Origin of the sequence: Aminiphilus sp. (assembly GCF_029975095.1) — a bacterium.
Taxonomy (GTDB): domain Bacteria; phylum Synergistota; class Synergistia; order Synergistales; family Aminiphilaceae; genus Aminiphilus.
Genome location: NZ_JARKPW010000170.1, coordinates 1 through 20,444 on the forward strand (window position 1 = coordinate 1; position 20,444 = coordinate 20,444).

The window sequence follows — 20,444 nt, forward strand, 5'->3', positions numbered from 1 at the left end:
CCTGGGGAACGAGCAAGGTCATTCTCGTGGCGGGCATCAACAAGATCGCCCGCAATCTGGAACAGGCCCTGGTCAAGATACGCGACTGGGCCACGCCGATCAACGCCCTTCGTCTTGCCATGGACATCCCCTGTGCGAAAGTCGGCCACTGCGTGGATTGCAATCATCCCCAGCGGGCATGCCGGGCGGTTCTCACCATGGAACGGGCACCCTTCGGAAGAGAGATCCATGTGATCATCGTGGGAGAGCATCTGGGCTTCTAAACCTTGAGGAATCCCGGAATAAAGGCCTTTCGTTTTCCCTTGACTCGGGTCGCATCAGGATTTGCGAGGCTCCCTGCGGGGCGGACGCAGTCCTCTTCAGAGGTTCCTCGACTTTTTTCCTGTTTTGAGCCCCCGTGCGGAGCATAATCCAGCGAGCTCGCAACGCGACGCGCCGCAGGGAACATCCTTTTCGTGAAACGGAGTGCCGTGCGCCCCCGACAAAGCCACACGCAAACCGTTACGTCGCACTCCCGAAGACTGCAACCGTCGGGGAGAGATGCGGTCAACCGCGTCTCTCCCCGACGGCGTTTTCCTATCTCCGCCATGTTCCGGGGAGGAAGAGCATGAGAACCGTATAGATCTCGAGCCGTCCGAGAAGCATGAACAAGGCAAGCGCCCACTTTCCGAGGGAAGGAACAGCACTGTAGTCGTCCATGGGCCCCACTCCCCCGATGCCGGGACCGATGTTACCGAGCGTTGCGGCAACACTGCCTACGGCGGTGAGCACATCCAATCCGAGAGCCGCCATAATAAGGGTCCCTCCGGCGAAAAGGGCCATATAGAGCAGAAAAAACGCCGTGATCGACCCCACCACGTCGCGAGGCACGACCTTGCCGCCAACACGAATGGGAAAGATACCCTGGGGATGAAGAAGCGCATGCATTTCCGCCTTGGCATGGCGCAGGATGACCATGACACGAATGTTCTTCAGTCCGCCTCCCGTGGATCCGGCGCATCCGCCTATGAACATGAGGAGAAGAAGAAGCATCTGCGGCAGGAAAGGCCACATCTCGTAATCCGCCGTGACGAAGCCCGTGGTGGTGAGAATGCTCACCACTTGAAAGGCCGCGTGGCGGAGAGCCGTCAGCGGATCCTCACGAGGCCCCCCGAAAACAAGAAAAAGAGTGACAAGGATCGTCGCCCCGAGAACGAGCCGCGTGTAGAAACGGAACTCCGGGTCCCGCCAGAAGGCTCCCCGGTCTCCCTTGAGAAAGAGAAAATGCAGGACGAAGTTCGCCCCCGCGAGAAACATGAAGAAGGTGATGACCCAGTCGAAATACGCGTTGTCATACTGCCCGATGCTCCCATTGAGCGGAGAAAACCCTCCTGTAGCCATGGTTCCGAAGGTGTGCGTGAGTGCTTCGAAGAGGGGCATGCCCCCCAGGAGAAGCGCGAGTGTCTCCGCCAGCGAAAGGAGCACATAAACGACCCACAGAAGAAGCGCCGTCTGTTGCACCCGGGGAGTCAGTTTCTCCGGAATGGGGCCGGGGACTTCCGCCTTGTACAGCTGCATCCCTCCCACCCCGAGAAAGGGAAGCACCGCGAGACTCAGCACGATGATCCCCATCCCCCCCAGCCAGTGCGTAAGGCTTCTCCAGAAGAGAATTCCCCTCGGACTGGACTGGATATCCGTCAAAACCGAGGCCCCGGTGGTGGTGAACCCCGACATGGCCTCGAAGAAACCGTCCGTGTAGGTCGTCACCGTTCCGGAAAACAGGAAGGGGAGGCCTCCGATGGCGGAGGCGACAATCCACGAAAGAGACACTACGGCAAAGGCCTCTTTCGGGCCGAGTTCCGCAGTTGCGGCATTCTTCCCCAATGCGAAGAGAAGGCCCGACAGGAGAAGACCGACGCAGAAGGAGAAGAACAGCGGAGACAGATCGACACTCCGATCCTTGACGGCCCAGAGCATGGGCCAGATCATGAAGAGAGAGACCACGGCACTGACAAGGGCGAGTACCCTGCAGACGATGGAGAAACGCATCTATTCCACCCCCAGGACCTCAAGGGCTCTGGGCATGAGTTCGTTGGAGGCGAAAAGGATGATCCTATCGCCCTCGCGCAGAACCGTGTCCCCCGAAGGGACGAAGGCCTCTCTCCCCCGCTCCACGAGAGCAAGGATGATTCCCTTGGGCAGTCCCAATTTCTGCACTTCCTCCCCTACGGCGGAACTCGATGCGGGGATGGTGGTCTCCAACATCTCCGCACCAATGGACTCAAGGAGAGAGAGTTGCCCCGAGGCCCTGGGGAAACGGACATGCCGCATGATGATGGATGCCAGGGCCTGGTTTGGATTCACCATGGCGTCCACTTCCACATGCCGTTCCATCTGGAGGAAAGACTTCCGCCGCACCACGGCGACGCTTTTCGCCGCACCCAGACTCTTCCCCAGAATGCCGATGAGAATGTTCGCCTCGTCGCTCGCCGTGGTGGTGACGAATCCGTCCGCCTCGGCCACGCCTTCGTACTGGAGCAGTTCCTTGTCGGTACCTTCGCCACAGAGCACGATGGTGCGTTCCAGCTCTCCGGCAAGCCGGTCACACTTCTCTCTGTCCTGATCGATGAGGCGGATGTCCACCCCGGAAACCCGGAGTTCCAATCTTCGGGCAACCTGGTATCCTATCTTTCCTCCACCCACGATGAGAACCCGGCGGAGCGGACGGCTTTTTCGCAGGCCGAACAGTTCCTCCAAGCGCCAGACCTGATCCCTGGCGCAAACCACATAGCAAAGGTCACCCGCAAGGAGCGAATCCTCACCGGAGGGGACAAACCCCTTTTCACCTCTGTCCACATAGATTACGACGGAAACAAGAGTTGGAAAGGATTTTCTTAATTCTTTCAAGGGCGTCGCAACAAGAGGGGACCTCTCGGCAATGCGGAAGGCATAGACTCCCGCCTTCCCTCCGGCGATCTCCACGGTCCGGACAGCGGAGGAGACGGCGAGCAGTTCCTCGATCTCCCGGGCGACGGAACGCTCAGGGGAGATGAGCATGTCGATGCCGAGTTCCCGGGACCAGTTTTCGTTGTCCGTGAATTCCAGGCTTCTGGCCCGCCCCATCACCTTGGGCGTTCCCGCCCGTTTCGCGATCCAGCATGCGAGGATGTTCACTTCGTCGTGATTCGTACAGGCGATGAGCAGATCCGTAGCGCAGGGGACACAGATGCCGGCCCGTTCGAGGACATGAGGACGGGCTCCGTTCCCCCGGACGACCATCACGTCAAGTTCGTTTTCAACCTTGGCGGCCTTGGCTTCATCCGCCTCGACCACCGTGACGTCATGCCCCTCCTGGGAGAGCTGCGACGCCACGGCAAATCCCACTTCCCCCGCTCCGACGATCACTATGCGCACAATCTCTCACCTCTTCACAAACCGATGAACGTTTCCTCGTCCCCGCTTTGGTGGTACACTCTTTCGGGAATTTTCAAGGAGGTGTCATCTCTTGCCCAGACGCGGTACGTTCGCCTTCGTCATCGCCGGCGGTCCGACCCTGCCCCCTTCCCGAGAGAAAAAGGAAGAGAACGGCAAGGAACATCCTCTTTACGACCTTTCCATCTTTCCAGACTTGAGCGAACTGGACGTGGAGATCGTGGAATGGAGCCGCCAACCCACGAGCCACTATACCATACGGATGGCGACGGATCTGGTGGAACTCCTGCGAAAACTCGTCGAAGACGGCGTTTCCGGCATCGTCGTCTCCTCCGGAACAGATCTTCTGGAGGAAGTGGCCTACCTCACGGACCTTCTCTGGGTCTATCCGCAACCCGTGGTCTTCACCGGAGCGCTCGTCCAGTGGGAAAACCTCGGCTCCGATGCAGCGGTCAATCTGTATCAGTCCTTCCTCGCCGCTACGTCGGAATCCGTGTGGGGGCTCGGTGTCGTGGTGTGCATGCAGGACCAGATTTTCAGCGCCTCGGAAGTGACGAGAGACGTGAGCCACCGGAGAGATGCCTTCGCCGCCCCGGGAAGAGGCCCTATCGGTGAAATCGCCGGAGAACAGGTCCTCGTCAACCGGCGCCCCACACGCCCCACCGCACTGGGAGAATCCGTCATTCCCGCCAGGGAAGTCGAACTGATCACCGCGTCTCTGGGAAGCGGAGACCGCCTTCTCGCCTGCCTGAGCCAGGCATCGGACCTGGACGGACTCGTCATCGCCGGATTCGGCATGGGCAATGTCCCCCCCTCGTGGCTGCCTCACCTGAAAAGCCTCGTGCGCAGGGAAATCCCTCTTGTCGTCACCTCCCGATGCAATCAGGGGCGCGTCGTCAAGAACCGATCCTACGAGGGAAGCGCCGCCAGGCTCATGGAAATGGGCGTTCTCGACGGAGGGGCGCTCCGCCCTCAACAGGCACGTCTTCGCCTCGCCGTCGGCCTCGGTGCCGGACTCGCCGGAAAAGATCTCCAGCGCTACCTTCTTGAAGGCTGAGAACACGCGTCCTTCCGCACCCATGACCTGGAAAAGAGACTATCTCCTTCTGTGGAGCACCGCGTTTCTTCATCTGTGCGTCGCTATGACGTTCTTTGCTTTCCCCATCCAACTTGTCCGATGGGGGTTTTCCACCATGGATGTGGCCTGGCTGGCTTTTTCCATGGATTGCGCACTCGTCCTCGTTCGTCCCGCCGTCAAATGGATTCTCGATCACATGGGGCCCCAACCGACTCTCATGCTCGCCTCCGCGCTTCTCGCCCTGGCCTCTCTGGCGATGTATCTGGCAGGCGACCGCTTTTGGCTTTTGGTTCCGGCAAAAATGCTCCACGGCGTCTCCCTGTCGTTGCTCCTCGTGGCATACATCGTCTACGCTTCACATGCGCTTCCTCTCCCCTTCCTTCAGCGCGGGCTTTCCTGGCTCGGACTCACCACCATCCTGCCACAACTGGTGATCGTTCCCTTTGCGGAGAAGCTCCTCCTCTCGGAGCACGTGGGGCTCTTTTTCCTCTCCCTCGGAATTTTGGCCCTCGTCGCCCTGCTCTGTGCATCTCTCCTCACCTTCCGGGGCGCCCCTCCGGAGGAGCGCCGGAGCTCTTCCGAAAACATGCTACGGAATTCCCTTTTCCGGCAGATTCTCACGATCACCTTCGCGCAGAACCTCGTGAACTGCATCGTGCAGACATTCGTCGCACTCCTTGCCGCATCCCGGGGCAGCTACGCTTCGGCCTTCTTCATTCCCTACAGCCTCGGCAATCTCCTCACCAGGGGAATTCTGGCCCGGCGTATCAGTCTCTTCCTCCCCATGTCCGTGGTCCTCACCTCGCTCTGCGGTATCTCCATCGCCGTCTTCGGCATCAGCCTGGCAAAGACGACCGCCGTACTTGCTCTTTTCTCAGGACTCTACGGCCTCTTTCAGGGACCGCTCGATCCCTCGATGATGGCCCTTACGGCACGGCTGTTTCCGAAGAAACGCAACGCCGCCTTCACGGGGTACATGACGTCCCAGGACACCGCATGGGCGCTTGGCCCGCTTTTCGGGGGCAGCATCGGCGGCCATTCTCTCACCTCGATCTTTTTTCTGTCCGGAGGATTGGCCGTCGCCTCCACGGCAGCCTGCTGGAAGTGGTTCCGCCCTGAGGCCGCACCAACATCTTCCGATTCTCCCCCCTCTTCCGAAGAAAAACGGCCGGACATTCTCTCCTGAAATTCGCCTTACCCATTGTACTTTCACTGTGCTATGGTAGAATACGAGTAAGCACAAGAAACGAGGAGGTGGAGACCATGCGTTACGCGGCGACCAGCGAAATAGTGGCCATCCGGCTCTCCGAGGGTGAAGATGTGCGGAGCTGTATCGCCCGAGTGTGTGAGGAGAACAACATTGATTCCGCCGTGGTCGTAGGCGGCGTGGGAATGCTGCGGGACGTCACGTTCGGCTGGTTCAACGGCAACGAATACGTGACGAAGGAGTACGGCGAGGTCTTCGAACTTCTTGCGTTGAGCGGCAACGTGAGCATTAAGGACCAAGCGCTCTATCCCCACCTGCACGGCGCCTTGAGCAAACCCGATCACTCCGTGGTGGGGGGGCACCTCCTCCGAGCAGTGGCGGACCATAACGTGGAACTCTTCCTCAAACCACTGAATACCATCAGTCTCGCCCGCAAATTCGACGGGTGGTTCGACGCGATTCTCCCGCTCAAAAGAGAATAACCGGGAAAGAGGCGACAACGGAGAACGCGAGACGCGCAACGAGGGAGCCCGCGGCGGCTCCCTCGTTGCGTCGGATGCATTGGAGCGGTTATGGGAAAGGAGTCAAGAACACCAAGAACATCGTCACCTTTTGATGTCCCTGGCCTCGCCTCCGGTGATGCGTCGTAACTCCTCCGGCGCAACGGGAAAGAAAGCGTGATCCGACCCTGCCGCCGCCCACACCACGGCGAACTGAAAGAGGTCCTCGTCAAGCAACGCAAAAGGCTGCTCCGGATATCCCACGGGAGGAACACCGCCGATGCGGAACCCCGAGTAGGCAAAGACAAAATCGGGATCGCACATGCGCACCTTTCGGGCATCCAGATGCCGCTTCACCTTCTTCAGATCCACCTTGTTCGGACCGCTCATGAGAGCGAGCACGGGCCTTTCATCGGCGAGAAGCAGAATACTCTTGAGAATCTCCGACGGCGGCACACCCACGGCCATGGAGGCATCCTCAACGGTAAAAATGGTCGCCTCGGTCACTCGGATCTCCACGGGAAATCCCGCTTCGTGGAGCCATTTACGGACTTTTTCGACAGGATCCGCTTGCTGCGTCTGCTGCAACGGCCGTTCCCCTCCTCGGTGTTTTTCTATTCCTGGGCTGCTTCCTCCTCGACGAATTCCTGTACTTCCACCTCGGAGGGTGCCTCAGAAGCCTCTCCTCCCTGCAAGGTCCCGCCGTTTTCGCCGGACGACGGCGCGGACCCGGCGTAAAGCAGGCTGTACACAAAGTGATTGGCCATGACCTTGCGGACATACCCGTTGGTCTCCTCGTAGGGAACACTCTCCGCCCATTCACGAATGTCCCGGCCGTTTTCGAGCCAGCGTTTCACAGCCCCGCCACCGGCGTTGTAGGCGGCGACGGCATGTTCGACGGCGTCGAACCGCTTGAGGTTCATGGAAAGATGGGCTGTTCCCAAAAGAATGTTCGTCTCCGGCTTATAGGCGTTGCCCAGCTCCATGCCCAATCCTTTCGCTTCGCCCTTTGCCGTGGCAGGCATGAGCTGCATGAGTCCCATGGCACCCACATAGCTGGTGGCGTTGGGGTCGAAGGCACTTTCTTGACGCATGACCGCCCAGAGCAGATGCGGGTCCACCCCGAAACGCTGTGCCGCAGCGAGAATTTCTTTTTCGTGGGGCCGGGGATAAAGCATCTCCAGCAACTCTCGCGGTAGCGTCTTTCCCTGTTGAAGAAGCCCTGCCAACGTTCCCGCCAGATGATAGGCCCCCCGAATGTCCCCCTGCCATCGGGCAATCCGGGCCGCGTGAAAACGATCCTTGGGGGAGGAACTCTTTCCCAGTTGGATTCTCGCATAGGTGACGAAGCCCCATTGTTCGAGGAGGCTCCCCTCTCCCTGAAGAACAGGCGGCAGGTCGTCGGAGATGGGTTTCGATCCCTGGGGATTCAGCCAAAAGGTATAGACGCTCGTTGGAAATGACTCGCCCAGGCGATGGCGGTTCCGGGCGGCGGATGCACCGTCTCCGATCCGCTCCTGCGCCTCGGCACTCCAATAAAGGAACCTCGCAGGCCAGTCACCTCCGGCGGAGGTTTCGAGCCCTTGTTCCCAGAATCGTGCAGCGGTCTTCCACTCGTCGCGCAACCAGGCGCGCCAACCATCCTCCCAAAGAAGCTCCGCCGCATAGAAGCTGCGGGGGGCTTCCTGCAACAATTTCTCCCGCCATTTCAGAGCCTTTTCCGGAGCGTTCTTTTCCTGAAGCCGCATGAGATAGTACGCCGCGGCCTCCCCGGGTCTTCCCGTGCGTTTTTCCGCCACTTCGGACAGAATGGAAAGAACGGCGTCACGATAGCCGTTTCTCGCGGCAATATCCAACCGTTTCACTGCTCGTTCCGCATAGCGGTCTCCCGAGACCGCCACGGTCCTCCAGAGTTCGATCCCTTCATTTCCCTTTCCCATGCGGTACAGCGAAAAAGCGTGCCAAAATCGGGCCCTTTCTCCGGCACCCTTCTTCTCTGCCTCCTGGAGAAACTGTGCCGCCTTGGCGTAGTTCTGATCCACGTAGGCGGCATAGCCCAGCTTCGTCAGGGCATCGGCACCGAGATTTTTCTTTTTTCCCAGAAGTTTGAGGGCCGCTCGATTCATGGGGTAATCGTCGAGCATGCGGAGCACATCGGACGTTTCCGCCTCGGGAAACGCTAGAAGTGCGTCGAGTGCAGGCTTGCGCAGTGTCTTGTCGTCTCCGAGTTTCACCATCTGACGGAACCATGTGCGACTCGCCGCGGTGTTGCCGAGATCCCGTTCGAGTCGGGCCAGCGCATAAGCTACATAATATTTGAGCCCCTGAGGTGCGGTTTCCCAGAGGTTCTTCGCCCTTTCAAGTCCGGCCTGCTTTCTGTCCGAACGCTCCTCCCCGAGGACAAAGAGCATCTCCATATAAGGGTGTAATTCCCGAGGACATTCCTTCCCGATTTTGCGAAAAAGCTCCATGGCCTCTCCGTAACGCCGCTGCAGCCAGAGGGCGTTCGCAGCGACAGAGAGCTCCCGGGGGGACAAATCGGCACTCCTGGCAACAACAAGAGCATTCAGAGGCTGCCATTTTCTGTTCCAGAAAAGGACATCTACGGAATCGTTTTCTTTCCCCTCCGCTCCGGAAGGTTGTCCGGCAAGAACGCAGAAGCAAAAACCGATGCAAAAGAAGAGTACCAACGAAATCCGGAGGCGTTCTCGTGAAAGAAATCGCGAACGCCACGAAGACAGGAAGTGAAAGAACACTTTCTCCGCGAACAACCTCACGACGTCTCCACCTCCTGACGGAGAAATTCCACAAGGGTCTTCACCGGCCGAAAAGCCAGGCTACCGTGCACGAAGAAGAACGGGCGCAGGAGAGGCGGGGCGAAGGGACGCGCCACAAGGTTGCCGTCGGGAGGAACCGCAAGCGAGGAGACCACCGCAATCCCCCCTCCGGCCGCGACGGCCTTCACCAATGCGGCGGTATGGCCGAAACGCAGCGGCGAGGCGGGAATCGCCCGTCCCTCATTCCGAAGCGCTTCTTCAAGAACATGGCGAGTTCCCGATCCATCGATGCGCCCCACCAATTCCTGCCCGGCAAGATCTTCCTGCAAAATGGACTCCCTTTTCGCGAAGGGATGTTCCCGAGGGCAAAGGAGGACAAGTTCATCCGTGAAGAAGTGGGTACTCGCGAGCCCGGGCAGATTCCGCTCGGCTCCCACCACGGCCAGATCCGCACGTCGTTCCATCAGATCCGACAGCGCTTGCTTCGTGTCCGAGACGGACACCTCCACTTCCACTCGGGGATAGCTCCTGCGAAAACGAACGAGAAGTTCCGGCAGGAGGAAGTCTCCCGGAATCGAACTGGCACTGAGGCGGACAAGGCCCTCCACTTCTCCGGAAGTCTCGGCGATCTCCTTGCGAACAGCCCTCTGAAGTTCGAGGACCTGCAGGGCATAGCGATAAACGACCTCTCCCTGACGGGTCAACAACGAGCGAGCGTGCCCGCGAACGAGAAGATCCGTTCCAAGCTCCTCTTCAAGTTTGGAAATATGCTTGCTCACTGCGGGCTGAGAGAGTCCCAGAAAGGCGGCCGCTCTCGAAATACTCCCTTTTTCGACAGTGGTGATGAAACTCTCGAGTTCCCTGCTGTCCACGATTTTTTCCGAAGGGTCAGCTCGCCTCGACGAACGCGCCGAGCGCGTCGTCGATGGCGTCCCGGTCGAATCCGACAATGATGCGCCCATCGATGTCGAGGACGGGAACACCCACCTGGCCCGTGAGAGTCTTAATTGTCTCCACCGCGCTCGAATCCCTGGAAATATCGAGTTCCTCGAACGCCGCCTCCCGCCTCCGAAGGTATGCCTTCACCTTTTCGCACCAGGGACATGTGGATGTGCTATAAAGCCGGATGGTCATTTCGTTTTCCTCCATTCGACGAAATCTTCAGGGATTGTACCACGAGGCGCAAACCTCTTCACGACTCGTGAACAATCTCCGAAGAAGCTCCACACGTACAGGCATCGCTGTGATTACAACTGCATCGGACAATTTCTCCCGTTCTGAGGTACTCATGATACCGCTGAAGCCAGCGCGGCGTCGGCAAAGAACAGACGTGCAGAAAACGGAGGAAGGCCGTGAAACGCTCCTGGCAGACAGGTGTAATGCAATGCTCCACCGCGCAGGCGTTCGACAAGGCCGCCTCCTCGTCAAGGCCGAGAACATCCCGGAAAAAGGCACCGAGAAGCCGTTCTCTTTCGATGATTTCCTCGGCCAGACCGGCCCCCGCCTCCGTGAGTTCCAAATAACCGTACCGTTCCTGCCAGACAAGTCCCTCCTCCTTAAGGGGAAGAACACCCCCCACTGCGGTGGGCGCCCGAACACCGAGTTCCGCGGCGAGATCTTTCATGCGCACTACCTTGCGTTCCCGCTGGAGCTTGTATATTGTCTTCAGGTAATCTTCGCCTCGGGACGTCACGGTTGCCATACACAAATCAACCTACCTTTGTTAGTGCTTTCTATTTTAGTTTGAGTATGCCTCACGTCGCGCTTTCCGTCAACACAAATTCCTGTGCCCGCCTGCCGATGGAGGCGAACGGTATCACGAGATCCTTCGTTTCCTGGTGCGCCATGACGCACCGCCGTCTCTCCGCATCGCGGAACACGTTGGACAACACAGCGACGAGCCATACAGACAGGGGGTCTCACACATGCCAGCGGACGTACTTTTCGGATTTCTCGCCGCCGCCGCCGCCCTTTGGGAAGTTTACGCAGCGCCGAAGCCAGGCCTTGTGGATCGTTTTTCCTCGGGAGCCCACAAGGACATGGATTTCGACCTCTTCGTAACGAGCGCCCGATCTCTCGCACCTCAATGGCGGGAACAGGCCCGGGTGGGGCTGGAGGCCGTCCCTCCCGAAAAAGCGCTCGTCCGCCTTCGGGGCAACGGTCTTTCCATGGAGAAAACCATGTTCTCCGCAACGGGAGGCATAAACACCCACAAGGGATTGATCTTCATTCTCTCCCTACTCCTGTACGGCGGAGGACGGTGTGTGGCACTGAAAACCCCACCTGCTGCAGAGTGCCTCTGCCACCTCGCTTCTCTACCCATTCGGGGATGCGTGGCCGGAGAACTCGCACCGTTACGTTCGTCGCTCCCGTCGAGACCCCTGACCCATGGTGAGAAACTCTACCTGGAGCACGGCGTCACAGGAATCAGAGGAGAAGCCGAGGCAGGATTTCCCGCGTTGCTCCACCACGGTCTTCCCGCTCTGAAAGACGCGTTGCAAAGGGGAAGTTCCTTCAACGACGCAGCCCTACACTGCCTGCTTCACCTCATGCTCGTCAGCGAGGACAGCAACGTCATGCATCGAAAAGGGTTTCTCTTCTGGATGGAAGAATACAAACGGATCGTTCTGGAAGTGCTCGAGCAGGGAAGCGTCTTCACCACCGAGGGGCGACACGGGTTACGCTCGCTGGGCGAACGGTTCTCCTCCGAAGGGATCAGCCCGGGAGGTGCGGCGGACCTTCTCGCGGCAACAGTGTTTCTCCACTGGTGCGAGGAAATCGGAAGCCGGTTTTTCGAATGAGGTCTTTTCTCGGAACTCATGCCACACAAGAGCGCTTTTTCGAAAGGATGACACCGACGAGGAAAAGCACGGGAGCGCTCGTCTCCGAACCACATTGAGGCGCGACACGGGACATGCGTCCTGAAGCATTTGAGATATCAGGGCGAAAAGACTGCTCCCGACCCTGACGGTGACATGAGGAGGAAGTCAGCGGGAGAACGGTCGTCGCCGAGACAAGGGCGCTTCTGTCGCCTGGTCCGCAGCACTCCTTGTCAACGGTGACGCTGCCGCGTATAATGCCTCCCGCATCCGGGGAACCGTCCGCAACAACCGAGACCGATCCAGAGAAAAACCGACCGGAACGTTTCCGCGCTTCAACGCAGGGCAGGGGGTACGACACCATGCGGCGGATTCCTTTTTTTCTTCCAATGAAGGGGTGCCCTTCCCACTGCGTCTACTGCGATCAGCGGGAAATCACCGGAGTTGAACCGCCCTCTCCCCGGGATGTCGCAGAAACCCTCTTCACTCGCAGCAGAGGCGTCTCCTCGGTGGAAAGGCAGGAAACGCCGTCTCCCGAGCCGTGCGAAGTTTGCTTCTTCGGAGGCAGCTTCACCTGCCTTCCCAGACCACTTCTTCGGGAATATCTGCAGTCCTTCCGAAAAGCTCCTCCGGGCAGTCTGCTCCGTTTCTCCACACATCCCCGCTGCCTTGACGACGCCTCTATCCTGGAAGAACTGGAGACCTATCCGATCTCAGCAGCGGAACTCGGGGCTGCTTCGCTCGATGCAAAGGTCCTCATCGCATCACACCGAAATCACGACGGAGAGGCGGTCATCTCGGGCATCGAAAAACTTCGTGCCCGCAACCTACCTGTCGGCGTCCAACTCATGCTGGGTCTTCCGGAGCAAGATCTTTCCTCGGCACTGGAAGACCTCCGCCGCCTCGCCGCTCTTCCGGACTCCCGGCAACTTCCGTTGCGTCTGTATCCCTGTCTCGTTCTTGCCGGTACGGAGCTGGAACGGCGCTTTCACCAGGGACGATACAAACCGCTCTCCGTGGAGGACGCGGCAATACAGGGAGGCCGATGGTTTCTGCTTGCAAAAAAACTTGGTTTTCCCGTTCTGCGTATCGGACTCCAGGAAACGGTTTCTCTGCGCAATTCCGTCGTCGCCGGTCCCTACCACCCGGCCTTGGGTGAACTGGTCCGAGGCTCGGCTCTGGCACTGGAGCTTGCCGAAACAACCCCCCGCGGTCCCTGGGTCGTTCCCGCAGCACAGCGCTCCCTGCTCACGGGACACGGCGGATGGGGAATACGCCTTCTCTCCCGCATCACCGGTGCAGAGCCCGTCGAGGTGCTCCGTCTTCTTTTCTGGACTGGAGAGGCGAAAAACCGGAGAAGGAGCGGCTCCTCGAAAAACATGCCCGGCGACAAAGGCAACGGAACGCATGGAGCAAAGGTGAACAAGGCGGACAATGAAGAGAGGAACGTGCCATGAAGGAAAATGCCGGCTCGGAACACGAAACAACGACACGTCCCCCGGAAGAGGATGTGACCGGAGGTTCCCGGAACAAAGGCCTGGACATGGGTTCCGGCCCTGTGGGCAGGACACTGTTGCGCCTTGCCCTTCCCTCCATGGCATCCATGCTCTTTCATACCCTTTTCTATCTTGTGGACACGATTTTCATCGCCTGGCTCGGAGGAACCCCCCTTGCCGCGGCGTCCCTCACCTTTCCTCTTTTGTTCATCTCTTTTGCTCTCACCAACGGAATGGCCGTGGGATGCACGGCCCTCGTGAGCCGAAATCTGGGAGCGAACGATCTTGCAAGCGCCCGTACCACCGCGCGGGCAGGACTGATTCTTACGCTTCTCCTTTCACTGACGACCATGCCCCTTCTCTACAGACCTTTCTCGGACATCTTCTTCGCGGCCCTCGGCGGCGAGAACATGGTTCTGGAAGAGTGCTACCGCTACAACTACTGGATTCTTCTCGGCATGCCCCTCATGGCCTATTCCATCCTCGCGGACAGCACCTTCCGCAGCCAGGGCAACACGATGGTTCCTCTGGTGAGCATGGTCCTCGGCAACGGACTCAACGCGCTGCTGGATCCGTTGTTCATGTTCACCTTCGGCTGGGGTATCGCGGGGGCGAGCCTCGCCACTCTCGTGGGCCGCATCGCCTCGATTCTCTACGTGGCCTCGGCACTGCGCAGGTCAAGCGACATCACCCTGCCACTCTTTCCTCTTTGGGAACCGACTTTTGCCGTCGCATGGAGACGCATCATCGCTGTGGGACTCCCCGTTGCCCTCTCCCAGAGCAGCATGTCCCTCGGCATGGCCGGTGTGAACAAGGTCCTCTCCATGTTCGGGTCCGACGCGATAGGAGCCTGGATGCTCGGCAACCGCATCGAGGGACTTGCTTTTCTGCCCGTCTTCGGCATCAATGCCGCACTGATCCCCTTTGTGGGACACAATCTCGGCAAAGGCGACCTCGGACGGATCAAGGAAGGCGTCCGCCTGGCAGCGACGACCAATACGATCATGATGCTCATCGTGGGAGCACTCATCTTTGCATTCCCCCATCCCCTGCTCGCCCTCTTCCGCCCCGACCCGGAGGTAGCCGCCATGGCGGCGGCCTCCATTCGCGCTTCGGTGACAGGCTACGTCTTCACTGCTTTGGATATCACCTACAACGGCTTCTTCCAGGGAACGGGGTACACGTTCTTCGGGATGACGGTCCAGATCGTGAGGACTCTCGTCGTTCGAGCTCCTGCGGCGTATCTCTTCGCCGCGCTCTGGGGCATCGATGGTGTCTGGTGGTGCCAGCCTCTCTCAGCGCTCGTCGCCTTCGCGCTCTCCCTGGTCTTTCTTGCCATCGCACAAAAACGAATAGAGAAACTCGACGTCCCGTCGTCTTGACTTTCCTCCTGTATTCCGTACACTAAAGTGACGTTAATGTTACCGAAGTTCATCACGCTCACAGGACGGTGACCTCCATGGATCGCTCGCATCTCCAGGCGCTGATGCAGGAGAAAATGGAACAGATGCCCACCAAGGCGAGGCGAGCCGTAGCCTATCTCCTCGGCAACATGAGGGAAGCTGCGTTTCGCTCCATCGGCGAAGTGGCGGACGAACTGGAAGTGTCCAAGGCGCAGCTGGTGCGCGTAGCGCGCATGCTTGGGTTCGCCGGCTATGCGGAGCTCAAGGACGCGCTGCAAGAAGCCATTCTCGAGCAGGTCAATCCTGCAGCGATGCTCGCGAAATCCGTGGACAGGGAGGAAAGCCTTCACGAGACCATTCTTCGCATGGAACACGCAAATCTGGATGACACCTGGACCCAGCTCAGCCAGGAAAAAGTCCTCGCCTTCTGTCGCCTGATCCGCAAGGCCCGCGATATCTACTGCCTCGGCTGGGGCATCTCTTCGCTCGTCACGGAATCCCTCTACATGCGCCTCCGCGTCATGGGACTCGGCGGACATTCCCTTCGGCGGGGATCCCTCACGCTCATCGAACAGGCTCGCTCCGTCGGGCCTGAGGACCTCCTCGTGGTCTGCGAACTGCCCCGGTAGGTGGTTGAAGTCACCGAAACCGTCGCGATCTGCCGGAAACAGGGCGCCTCGGTGATCAGCATTACCGACAGCCCCGCCGCTCCCGTCTGCAAGGAGAGTGAACTCGCCCTCTTCGTAAGTGCCGCGAGCCCGACCTTCGGGAGCAGCATTATCGGACCGCTCTTCCTCGTGCACGTCCTCACCTCGGCCCTCGCCATCAGCCTGGGAGAACAGGCGAAAAAGGCGCTGGAGGAGCAGACGGCCTTCCTGTACGACACGCGCATTTTCCATCCCGTCTTCGGTCTCAAATACTGATCCCCTTTCGGGAGGCGCGAATGCGCCTCCCGAAAGGGGATCCTTCGTTTCATCCCGAACTCTGCGGAGTCATTCCGCGTGCAGGCCGACATGGACCCCGTGTCGGCCTGCACCGTTTCAAAGGGTGAACACCTCGCCGGGGGCGAGAATCCGCACCTCCGTTTTCCCCCGCAGAAGGGACGCAAAATGCTCCGGGTCGGCAGAAATGAGCGGGAAAGTATCGTAATGCATGGGAACGGTGACTTTGGGACGCAACAACCCGACGGCCCTCACGGCGTCCTCCACATCCATGACGTAGTTCCCTCCGATGGGCAACAGCGCCACATCGATCCCTTCGTCGCCCAGGAGTTGCATTTCCATGGTAAGCCCCGTATCGCCCGCATGGTAGAGTTTCCTGCCCTCGAGTTCCAAGAGAAAACCCGCGGGAGTTCCCCCGTAGAGCACGGTGTCACCGTGGGCAATGCCCGAGCCGTGCCATGCCGGCGTCAGCTTCACTCTGCCGAAGGGAAAGATGGCCCGACCACCAATGTGCATGGCGTGGGTGGCGACTCCCTGCCGCTCAAGATAGGCCGCGAGTTCGAAGTTCGTGACCACCGTCGCCCCGGTGCGTTTCGCAATGGCCACGGTGTCACCGAGATGATCCCCGTGGCCGTGGGTGAGGAAAATGTAGTTCACGTCCTTCGCGGAGTCCGCCGTCCATGCGGCCTTTGGATTTCCCGAGAGAAAGGGATCGATGAGACCCGAGAGCCCTTCGCTCTTCACGTAAAACGCGGCATGTCCGAGAAACGTTATCTGCATTCCCGTCTCCTCCTTGTTCCGGCATTCGCGCGGGGGCCCGCACTTCCATCGGCTCCATTATACCGGAACCATCCCGGCCTTCTCGAAAGAAAACACAACAATGCGGAGAGGAGTGCCCATGGACTCCACCTCCGCATTGTTCCCCTCGTCCCTTTTGCCGCGAAGACTCCGTTTTTTGAGCTTACTCCTTCGAGGGAAGCGCTCTCGTCACATGAAGCTCCGCAAGCTGGCGGTCCTCCACCAGGCCCGGCGCTCCGGACATGAGACACTGAGCCTTCTGCGTCTTGGGAAAGGCCATGACATCCCGTATGGAACGCCCGCCGCAGAGCAGCATGGCCAGACGGTCCAACCCGAAGGCGATGCCTCCGTGCGGCGGCGTTCCGCTCCGCAGCGCATCGAGAAGGAAGCCGAAGCGCTCCTCCGCATCCTGAGGTGTGAAGGCCAGGGCACCGAAGAGTTTCTGCTGCACCTCCGGATCGTGAATGCGTATGGAACCTCCCCCCACCTCGTTGCCGTTGAGAACCATGTCGTAGGCCCGGGAACGCACATTACCGGGATCGCTCTCCAGAAGCCCGAGATCCTCCATGTTCGGCGAGGTGAAGGGATGGTGCACGGCAACCCACCGGTTCTCCTCCTCGTCCCGCTCGAGCAGGGGAAACTCCGTGACCCAAAGAAAGCGCCATCCTTCCTCGACAAGATTCCGTTCCCGAGCGAGTTCGAGCCGCAGCGTACCGAGGATGCCACAGGCCTTCCTCCAGTCCTTGTCCGCCACGACGAGGAGCGCGTCACCCTCGCCGAGTTGAGCCGTAGCACGGAGCCGTTTCTGGGCCTCCTCATCCAGGAATTTGACAAGAGGTCCCTTGAGGGTGCCTTCCTTGACCTGAAAAACCGCGAGACCCGCCGCACCAAGGGCCTTGGCTCTCGCCTCCAGCTCTGCGAACTCCTTCCGCGACAGCGCCGCTCCGCCGGCAAAGGGCAATCCGCGGACACTTCCCTTCTCGGTGAGGAGGGTGCGGAACGCCTCCATTCCCGAATCGGCGAAGACGTCGTGAAGGTCCACAAGTTTTGCGGAAACGCGAAGATCCGGTTTGTCGCTTCCGTAGGACTCCATCGCCTCTCTCCAGGTCATCCTGGGAAAAGGCAACGGAAGCTCCTCGCCGAGAATGTCCCTGAAAAGTCCCTGCATGAACTGCTCCATAAGGGACTGAATATCCTCTTCGGTAATGAAGCTCATCTCGATGTCGATCTGGGTGAATTCGGGCTGTCTATCCGCACGAAGATCCTCGTCGCGGAAGCATTTCACGATCTGGTAGTAGCGGTCGCAGCCACCTACCATGAGAATCTGCTTGAAGATCTGGGGAGACTGAGGAAGGGCATAGAACATTCCCGGGTTGACCCGACTGGGGACAAGGTAGTCCCGAGCACCCTCGGGTGTGGATTTGGTCAACATGGGCGTCTCCACTTCGAGAAAACCCTCCCGGGAGAGAAAGTTTCTCGTAAACAGAGCGATCCGGTGGCGGACCCGAAGATTGTGCTGCAGCCTGGGACGCCGCAAATCCAGATATCTGTAGCGGAGGCGGAGGTTTTCGTCAACCTTGTCCACATCGTTCATGTCAAAGGGAAGAGCACGGCTCGGAGAAAGGAGGAGAAAATCCGAAACCGCGACCTCGTGAAACCCTGTACCAATCGAGGGGTTTTCCGTTCCGGCGGGCCTGGCACGTACCACACCCCGGACGGCGAGCACGTACTCGTTCCGCAGCTCTCCCGCCAGGTCATGGATCGCTTCCTGTTCCTCGGGGTTGAATACGATCTGGACAATCCCCGTATGATCCCACAACTCGATGAAGATGATGCCCCCCAGATCACGGCGGCGACGGAGCCATCCGTTGAGACGCACTTCCGTTCCTTCGTGACGTGAGCCGACTTCCCCGCAATAGACCGTTCGTTTCCATGTCGCATCGAAAAACCGCCGCTCCATAACACCCATCACCTTCGTATTCCTAGAGTTTCGTCCCTTTTCGCAAAGAGGGGCCGCCGATGCGACCGGAGAAAGGCTCGCCCGGCTCAGTCGTCTTTCCGGGAAATTCCTTTGTTCGAGAGGAGACTGCGAATCGACGCGACCCCCTCTTCCCGAGCGTACAGATGCTGCTCTCCGCTCTCGAGATCCTTGACGGCCAGCCGGGAAGCGCGCAGCTCTTCGCTGCCGAGAATGCAGGCCAGGAGCGCCCCCTTGCCCGCCGCAACCTTCAATTGCGCTTTCATTCCCTTCCCGGTGAAGTCCATGTCCGCAGCAACGCCGGACTGCCGCAGAAGATGCAGCAACGCGAACGCCTCCGGGCGTGCCTCTTCGTCGGGACAGACCACGAAGACAGCCGGGCGGGGAGCCGAGCCCATAAAGCATCCCTGCTGTTCCATGGTGAGAACGATCCTTTCAATGCCCGCGGCAAAACCAACACCCGGCACATGCGGTCCGCCTATGACCTCGGCGAGATTATCGTAACGCCCTCCGCCGCACACGGCGTTCTGGGCTCCCAGATCCCCCGAGAGCACTTCATAGGCGGTCTTCGTATAGTAGTCCAGCCCCCGCACCAGGCGCTTGTCCAGGGAGAAACTCGCTCCGATTCCTTCGAGCCCCCGCTGCAGAAGCCCGAAATGGGTGCCGCACTCCCCGCAGAGGCTCTCCACCACCGAGGGGGCCTGGTCCGCGATGGCCGCACACTGGGGGTTCTTGCAATCCAGAATACGAAGAGGATTCCTGTCGAACCGACTGCGGCAGGTATCGCACAGCTCGTCCAGGCGAGGTTCGAGAAAGCTCCGCAGCGTCTTTCGATAGGTGGGACGACATTCGGGACACCCCACGGAATTGACCTTCACTTCGAGATTGGAAAGCCCGAGACGTCGGTACAGCTCCAGGGAAAGGGCGATGATCTCCACATCGACGAAGGGATCCGCCGCACCGATCGCCTCCACGTCAAGCTGCCAGAACTGACGGTAACGCCCTTTCTGCGGACGCTCGTAGCGAAACATGGGACCGGCGCACCACAGCTTGACGGGCTGCACCCCCCGGTGCATACCGTGTTCGAGATAGGAACGAACCATGGAGGCCGTGGCCTCGGGGCGAAGAGTAAGGCTCCGTTCCGCTCGATCCTGGAACGTGTACATCTCCTTTTCCACCACATCCGTCGTCTCACCGATACCCCGGGAAAAGAGTTCCGTGTGCTCGAACACGGGAAGATGGACTTCCGCGTAGCCGAAATCCTCGGCAGTTCGACGGGCGACATCCAGGACAAACGCCCATTTCCACGACTCTTCGGGAAGAATGTCCCGAACTCCGCGGGGTGCCTTGATGCTTTCCATGCCCTACGCCTCCTTCTGGTCTCTGATCCATATGAAAAAGCGACCCGACCCGGAGGGTCGAGCCGCCGCGCACGCACGCACGAATCGCGCCGGTGACCGTGTTCAGCGGGGTTCCACCTGAAATTTGATGGCGGTGCGTTCCTCGCCGTCGATCTCGATCTTGGCGAAAGCAGGTATGCAGATCATGTCGATACCGTTGGGCGCCACGTACCCTCTGGCGATGGAAATGGACTTCACCGCCTGGTTCACCGCCCCGGCACCGACGGCCTGCACCTCGACGCCCCCCTGCTCTCGAAGCACTGCAGCAATAGCACCCGCCACAGCCTTGGGTTGCGAGTTCGCGGATACCTTCAGAACCTCCATGGACTTCCGCCTCCTCCCGATCACACTTGAAAGCGAGGCGGATTGAAGACCTGCGTCCGCCATCTCTTCGTCCATAGTGGATCTCGCCGTGAAGAAGCGCTACATGAAGAAACGGTAACCAGAGACAGGGATCCGATGGTGAGTATATCCCTTTCTCAGAGACCGCGCAAGCAAGGAGACCAGCTATCAAAAGTCAAGAGGGATAGACGAGGTGAAGTAACCGGAAAGGAATTGAGGGATTTTTAGAAAGACGCAACTTGACAGCAGAATATAGCCCTGAAAGAGGGTATGCAAAACCAGCCGGTCCTGAAA

The 20,444-nt window shown here is 59.4% G+C and carries 20 protein-coding genes; 9 read left to right on the forward strand and 11 right to left on the reverse strand.

Annotated features, from left to right (window positions below; all coding sequences use genetic code 11):
• The coding region (locus tag Q1K49_RS10450) for an LUD domain-containing protein (protein ID WP_300525811.1) at positions 1–263 on the forward strand (263 nt) is incomplete at its 5' end.
• A 313-nt stretch (positions 264–576) separates the two neighbouring features.
• Here Q1K49_RS10450 and Q1K49_RS10455 read toward each other — a convergent pair.
• Both Q1K49_RS10455 and trkA read right to left on the reverse strand, forming a co-directional pair.
• Positions 577–2,028 carry a TrkH family potassium uptake protein gene (locus Q1K49_RS10455; protein ID WP_300525813.1) on the reverse strand — a complete coding sequence of 484 codons (1,452 nt, stop codon included), beginning with the start codon at positions 2,026–2,028 and terminating at the stop codon, positions 577–579.
• A complete protein-coding gene (gene trkA / locus Q1K49_RS10460; protein WP_300525815.1) occupies positions 2,029–3,393 on the reverse strand; it encodes a Trk system potassium transporter TrkA in 1,365 nt (454 codons plus the stop codon).
• A gap of 91 nt (positions 3,394–3,484) precedes the next feature.
• Between trkA and Q1K49_RS10465 the strand changes: the two genes are divergently transcribed.
• The 3 genes from Q1K49_RS10465 to Q1K49_RS10475 all read left to right on the forward strand — a co-directional run bounded on the left by Q1K49_RS10465 (position 3,485) and on the right by Q1K49_RS10475 (position 6,178).
• Complete coding sequence (locus tag Q1K49_RS10465; RefSeq protein WP_300525817.1) at positions 3,485–4,468, forward strand: asparaginase; 984 nt, start codon at positions 3,485–3,487, stop codon at positions 4,466–4,468.
• A gap of 22 nt (positions 4,469–4,490) precedes the next feature.
• Positions 4,491–5,675 carry an MFS transporter gene (locus Q1K49_RS10470; RefSeq protein WP_300525819.1) on the forward strand — a complete coding sequence of 395 codons (1,185 nt, stop codon included), beginning with the start codon at positions 4,491–4,493 and terminating at the stop codon, positions 5,673–5,675.
• 77 nt (positions 5,676–5,752) lie between these two features.
• On the forward strand, positions 5,753–6,178 hold the full coding sequence (locus Q1K49_RS10475; RefSeq protein ID WP_213694694.1) for a PPC domain-containing DNA-binding protein: 426 nt from the start codon (positions 5,753–5,755) through the stop codon (positions 6,176–6,178).
• Positions 6,179–6,301: 123 nt separating this feature from the next.
• On the opposite strand, the gene Q1K49_RS10480 is transcribed toward Q1K49_RS10475, so the two are convergent.
• From Q1K49_RS10480 to Q1K49_RS10500, 5 genes are all read right to left on the reverse strand, one after another.
• Positions 6,302–6,784 carry a YbaK/EbsC family protein gene (locus Q1K49_RS10480; RefSeq protein ID WP_300525822.1) on the reverse strand — a complete coding sequence of 161 codons (483 nt, stop codon included), beginning with the start codon at positions 6,782–6,784 and terminating at the stop codon, positions 6,302–6,304.
• Between the two features lie 26 nt (positions 6,785–6,810).
• Positions 6,811–8,733, reverse strand: coding sequence for a lytic transglycosylase domain-containing protein (locus tag Q1K49_RS10485; RefSeq protein ID WP_300525824.1), 1,923 nt, complete (start codon positions 8,731–8,733; stop codon positions 6,811–6,813).
• A 236-nt stretch (positions 8,734–8,969) separates the two neighbouring features.
• A complete protein-coding gene (locus Q1K49_RS10490; RefSeq protein ID WP_300525826.1) occupies positions 8,970–9,845 on the reverse strand; it encodes a LysR substrate-binding domain-containing protein in 876 nt (291 codons plus the stop codon).
• Positions 9,846–9,861: 16 nt separating this feature from the next.
• A complete protein-coding gene (locus Q1K49_RS10495) occupies positions 9,862–10,107 on the reverse strand; it encodes a glutaredoxin domain-containing protein (RefSeq protein ID WP_300525828.1) in 246 nt (81 codons plus the stop codon).
• Between the two features lie 58 nt (positions 10,108–10,165).
• Entirely contained in the window at positions 10,166–10,675 is a 510-nt protein-coding gene (locus Q1K49_RS10500; protein ID WP_300525830.1) for a metal-dependent transcriptional regulator, read from the reverse strand.
• A gap of 223 nt (positions 10,676–10,898) precedes the next feature.
• Between Q1K49_RS10500 and Q1K49_RS10505 the strand changes: the two genes are divergently transcribed.
• From Q1K49_RS10505 to Q1K49_RS14920, 5 genes are all read left to right on the forward strand, one after another.
• Positions 10,899–11,774 (forward strand): triphosphoribosyl-dephospho-CoA synthase, encoded by an 876-nt coding sequence (locus Q1K49_RS10505; RefSeq protein ID WP_300525832.1) that lies wholly within the window; start codon positions 10,899–10,901, stop codon positions 11,772–11,774.
• A gap of 380 nt (positions 11,775–12,154) precedes the next feature.
• Positions 12,155–13,249 (forward strand): radical SAM protein, encoded by a 1,095-nt coding sequence (locus tag Q1K49_RS10510; protein WP_300525834.1) that lies wholly within the window; start codon positions 12,155–12,157, stop codon positions 13,247–13,249.
• Positions 13,246–14,670 (forward strand): MATE family efflux transporter, encoded by a 1,425-nt coding sequence (locus tag Q1K49_RS10515; protein ID WP_300525836.1) that lies wholly within the window; start codon positions 13,246–13,248, stop codon positions 14,668–14,670. Before Q1K49_RS10510 ends, Q1K49_RS10515 begins: the two co-directional genes overlap by 4 nt.
• A 77-nt stretch (positions 14,671–14,747) precedes the next feature.
• A complete protein-coding gene (locus tag Q1K49_RS10520) occupies positions 14,748–15,320 on the forward strand; it encodes a MurR/RpiR family transcriptional regulator (RefSeq protein WP_366146063.1) in 573 nt (190 codons plus the stop codon).
• Positions 15,321–15,614: a hypothetical protein gene (locus Q1K49_RS14920; RefSeq protein ID WP_366146064.1), complete on the forward strand. Its 294-nt coding sequence runs from the start codon at positions 15,321–15,323 to the stop codon at positions 15,612–15,614.
• A gap of 117 nt (positions 15,615–15,731) precedes the next feature.
• Here the strand turns inward: Q1K49_RS14920 and Q1K49_RS10525 are convergent, their stop codons facing one another.
• The 4 genes from Q1K49_RS10525 to Q1K49_RS10540 form a co-directional block, all read right to left on the reverse strand.
• Positions 15,732–16,412 carry a metal-dependent hydrolase gene (locus Q1K49_RS10525; RefSeq protein ID WP_213694357.1) on the reverse strand — a complete coding sequence of 227 codons (681 nt, stop codon included), beginning with the start codon at positions 16,410–16,412 and terminating at the stop codon, positions 15,732–15,734.
• A gap of 181 nt (positions 16,413–16,593) precedes the next feature.
• The gene (gene aspS, locus Q1K49_RS10530; RefSeq protein ID WP_300525840.1) at positions 16,594–18,390 is read right to left on the reverse strand and encodes an aspartate--tRNA ligase; all 1,797 of its coding nucleotides are present in this window, start codon (positions 18,388–18,390) and stop codon (positions 16,594–16,596) included.
• Between the two features lie 86 nt (positions 18,391–18,476).
• Positions 18,477–19,769 (reverse strand): histidine--tRNA ligase, encoded by a 1,293-nt coding sequence (gene hisS / locus Q1K49_RS10535; protein ID WP_300525838.1) that lies wholly within the window; start codon positions 19,767–19,769, stop codon positions 18,477–18,479.
• A gap of 102 nt (positions 19,770–19,871) precedes the next feature.
• Positions 19,872–20,132: a stage V sporulation protein S gene (locus Q1K49_RS10540; protein ID WP_029165399.1), complete on the reverse strand. Its 261-nt coding sequence runs from the start codon at positions 20,130–20,132 to the stop codon at positions 19,872–19,874.
• Positions 20,133–20,444 lie beyond the last annotated feature (312 nt).

Bases quoted from the DNA above. Each gene is read 5' to 3' on its own strand.
- Q1K49_RS10520 (WP_366146063.1), top strand. From the start codon at position 14,748: ATGGATCGCTCGCATCTCCAGGCGCTGATGCAGGAGAAAATGGAACAG.
- hisS (WP_300525838.1), bottom strand. From the start codon at position 19,769: ATGGAAAGCATCAAGGCACCCCGCGGAGTTCGGGACATTCTTCCCGAA.
- Q1K49_RS10470 (WP_300525819.1), top strand. From the start codon at position 4,491: ATGACCTGGAAAAGAGACTATCTCCTTCTGTGGAGCACCGCGTTTCTT.
- Q1K49_RS10510 (WP_300525834.1), top strand. From the start codon at position 12,155: ATGCGGCGGATTCCTTTTTTTCTTCCAATGAAGGGGTGCCCTTCCCAC.
- Q1K49_RS10505 (WP_300525832.1), top strand. From the start codon at position 10,899: ATGCCAGCGGACGTACTTTTCGGATTTCTCGCCGCCGCCGCCGCCCTT.
- Q1K49_RS10475 (WP_213694694.1), top strand. From the start codon at position 5,753: ATGCGTTACGCGGCGACCAGCGAAATAGTGGCCATCCGGCTCTCCGAG.
- Q1K49_RS10540 (WP_029165399.1), bottom strand. From the start codon at position 20,132: ATGGAGGTTCTGAAGGTATCCGCGAACTCGCAACCCAAGGCTGTGGCG.
- Q1K49_RS10500 (WP_300525830.1), bottom strand. From the start codon at position 10,675: ATGGCAACCGTGACGTCCCGAGGCGAAGATTACCTGAAGACAATATAC.
- Q1K49_RS10525 (WP_213694357.1), bottom strand. From the start codon at position 16,412: ATGCAGATAACGTTTCTCGGACATGCCGCGTTTTACGTGAAGAGCGAA.
- Q1K49_RS10515 (WP_300525836.1), top strand. From the start codon at position 13,246: ATGAAGGAAAATGCCGGCTCGGAACACGAAACAACGACACGTCCCCCG.
- aspS (WP_300525840.1), bottom strand. From the start codon at position 18,390: ATGGAGCGGCGGTTTTTCGATGCGACATGGAAACGAACGGTCTATTGC.
- Q1K49_RS10495 (WP_300525828.1), bottom strand. From the start codon at position 10,107: ATGACCATCCGGCTTTATAGCACATCCACATGTCCCTGGTGCGAAAAG.
- Q1K49_RS10455 (WP_300525813.1), bottom strand. From the start codon at position 2,028: ATGCGTTTCTCCATCGTCTGCAGGGTACTCGCCCTTGTCAGTGCCGTG.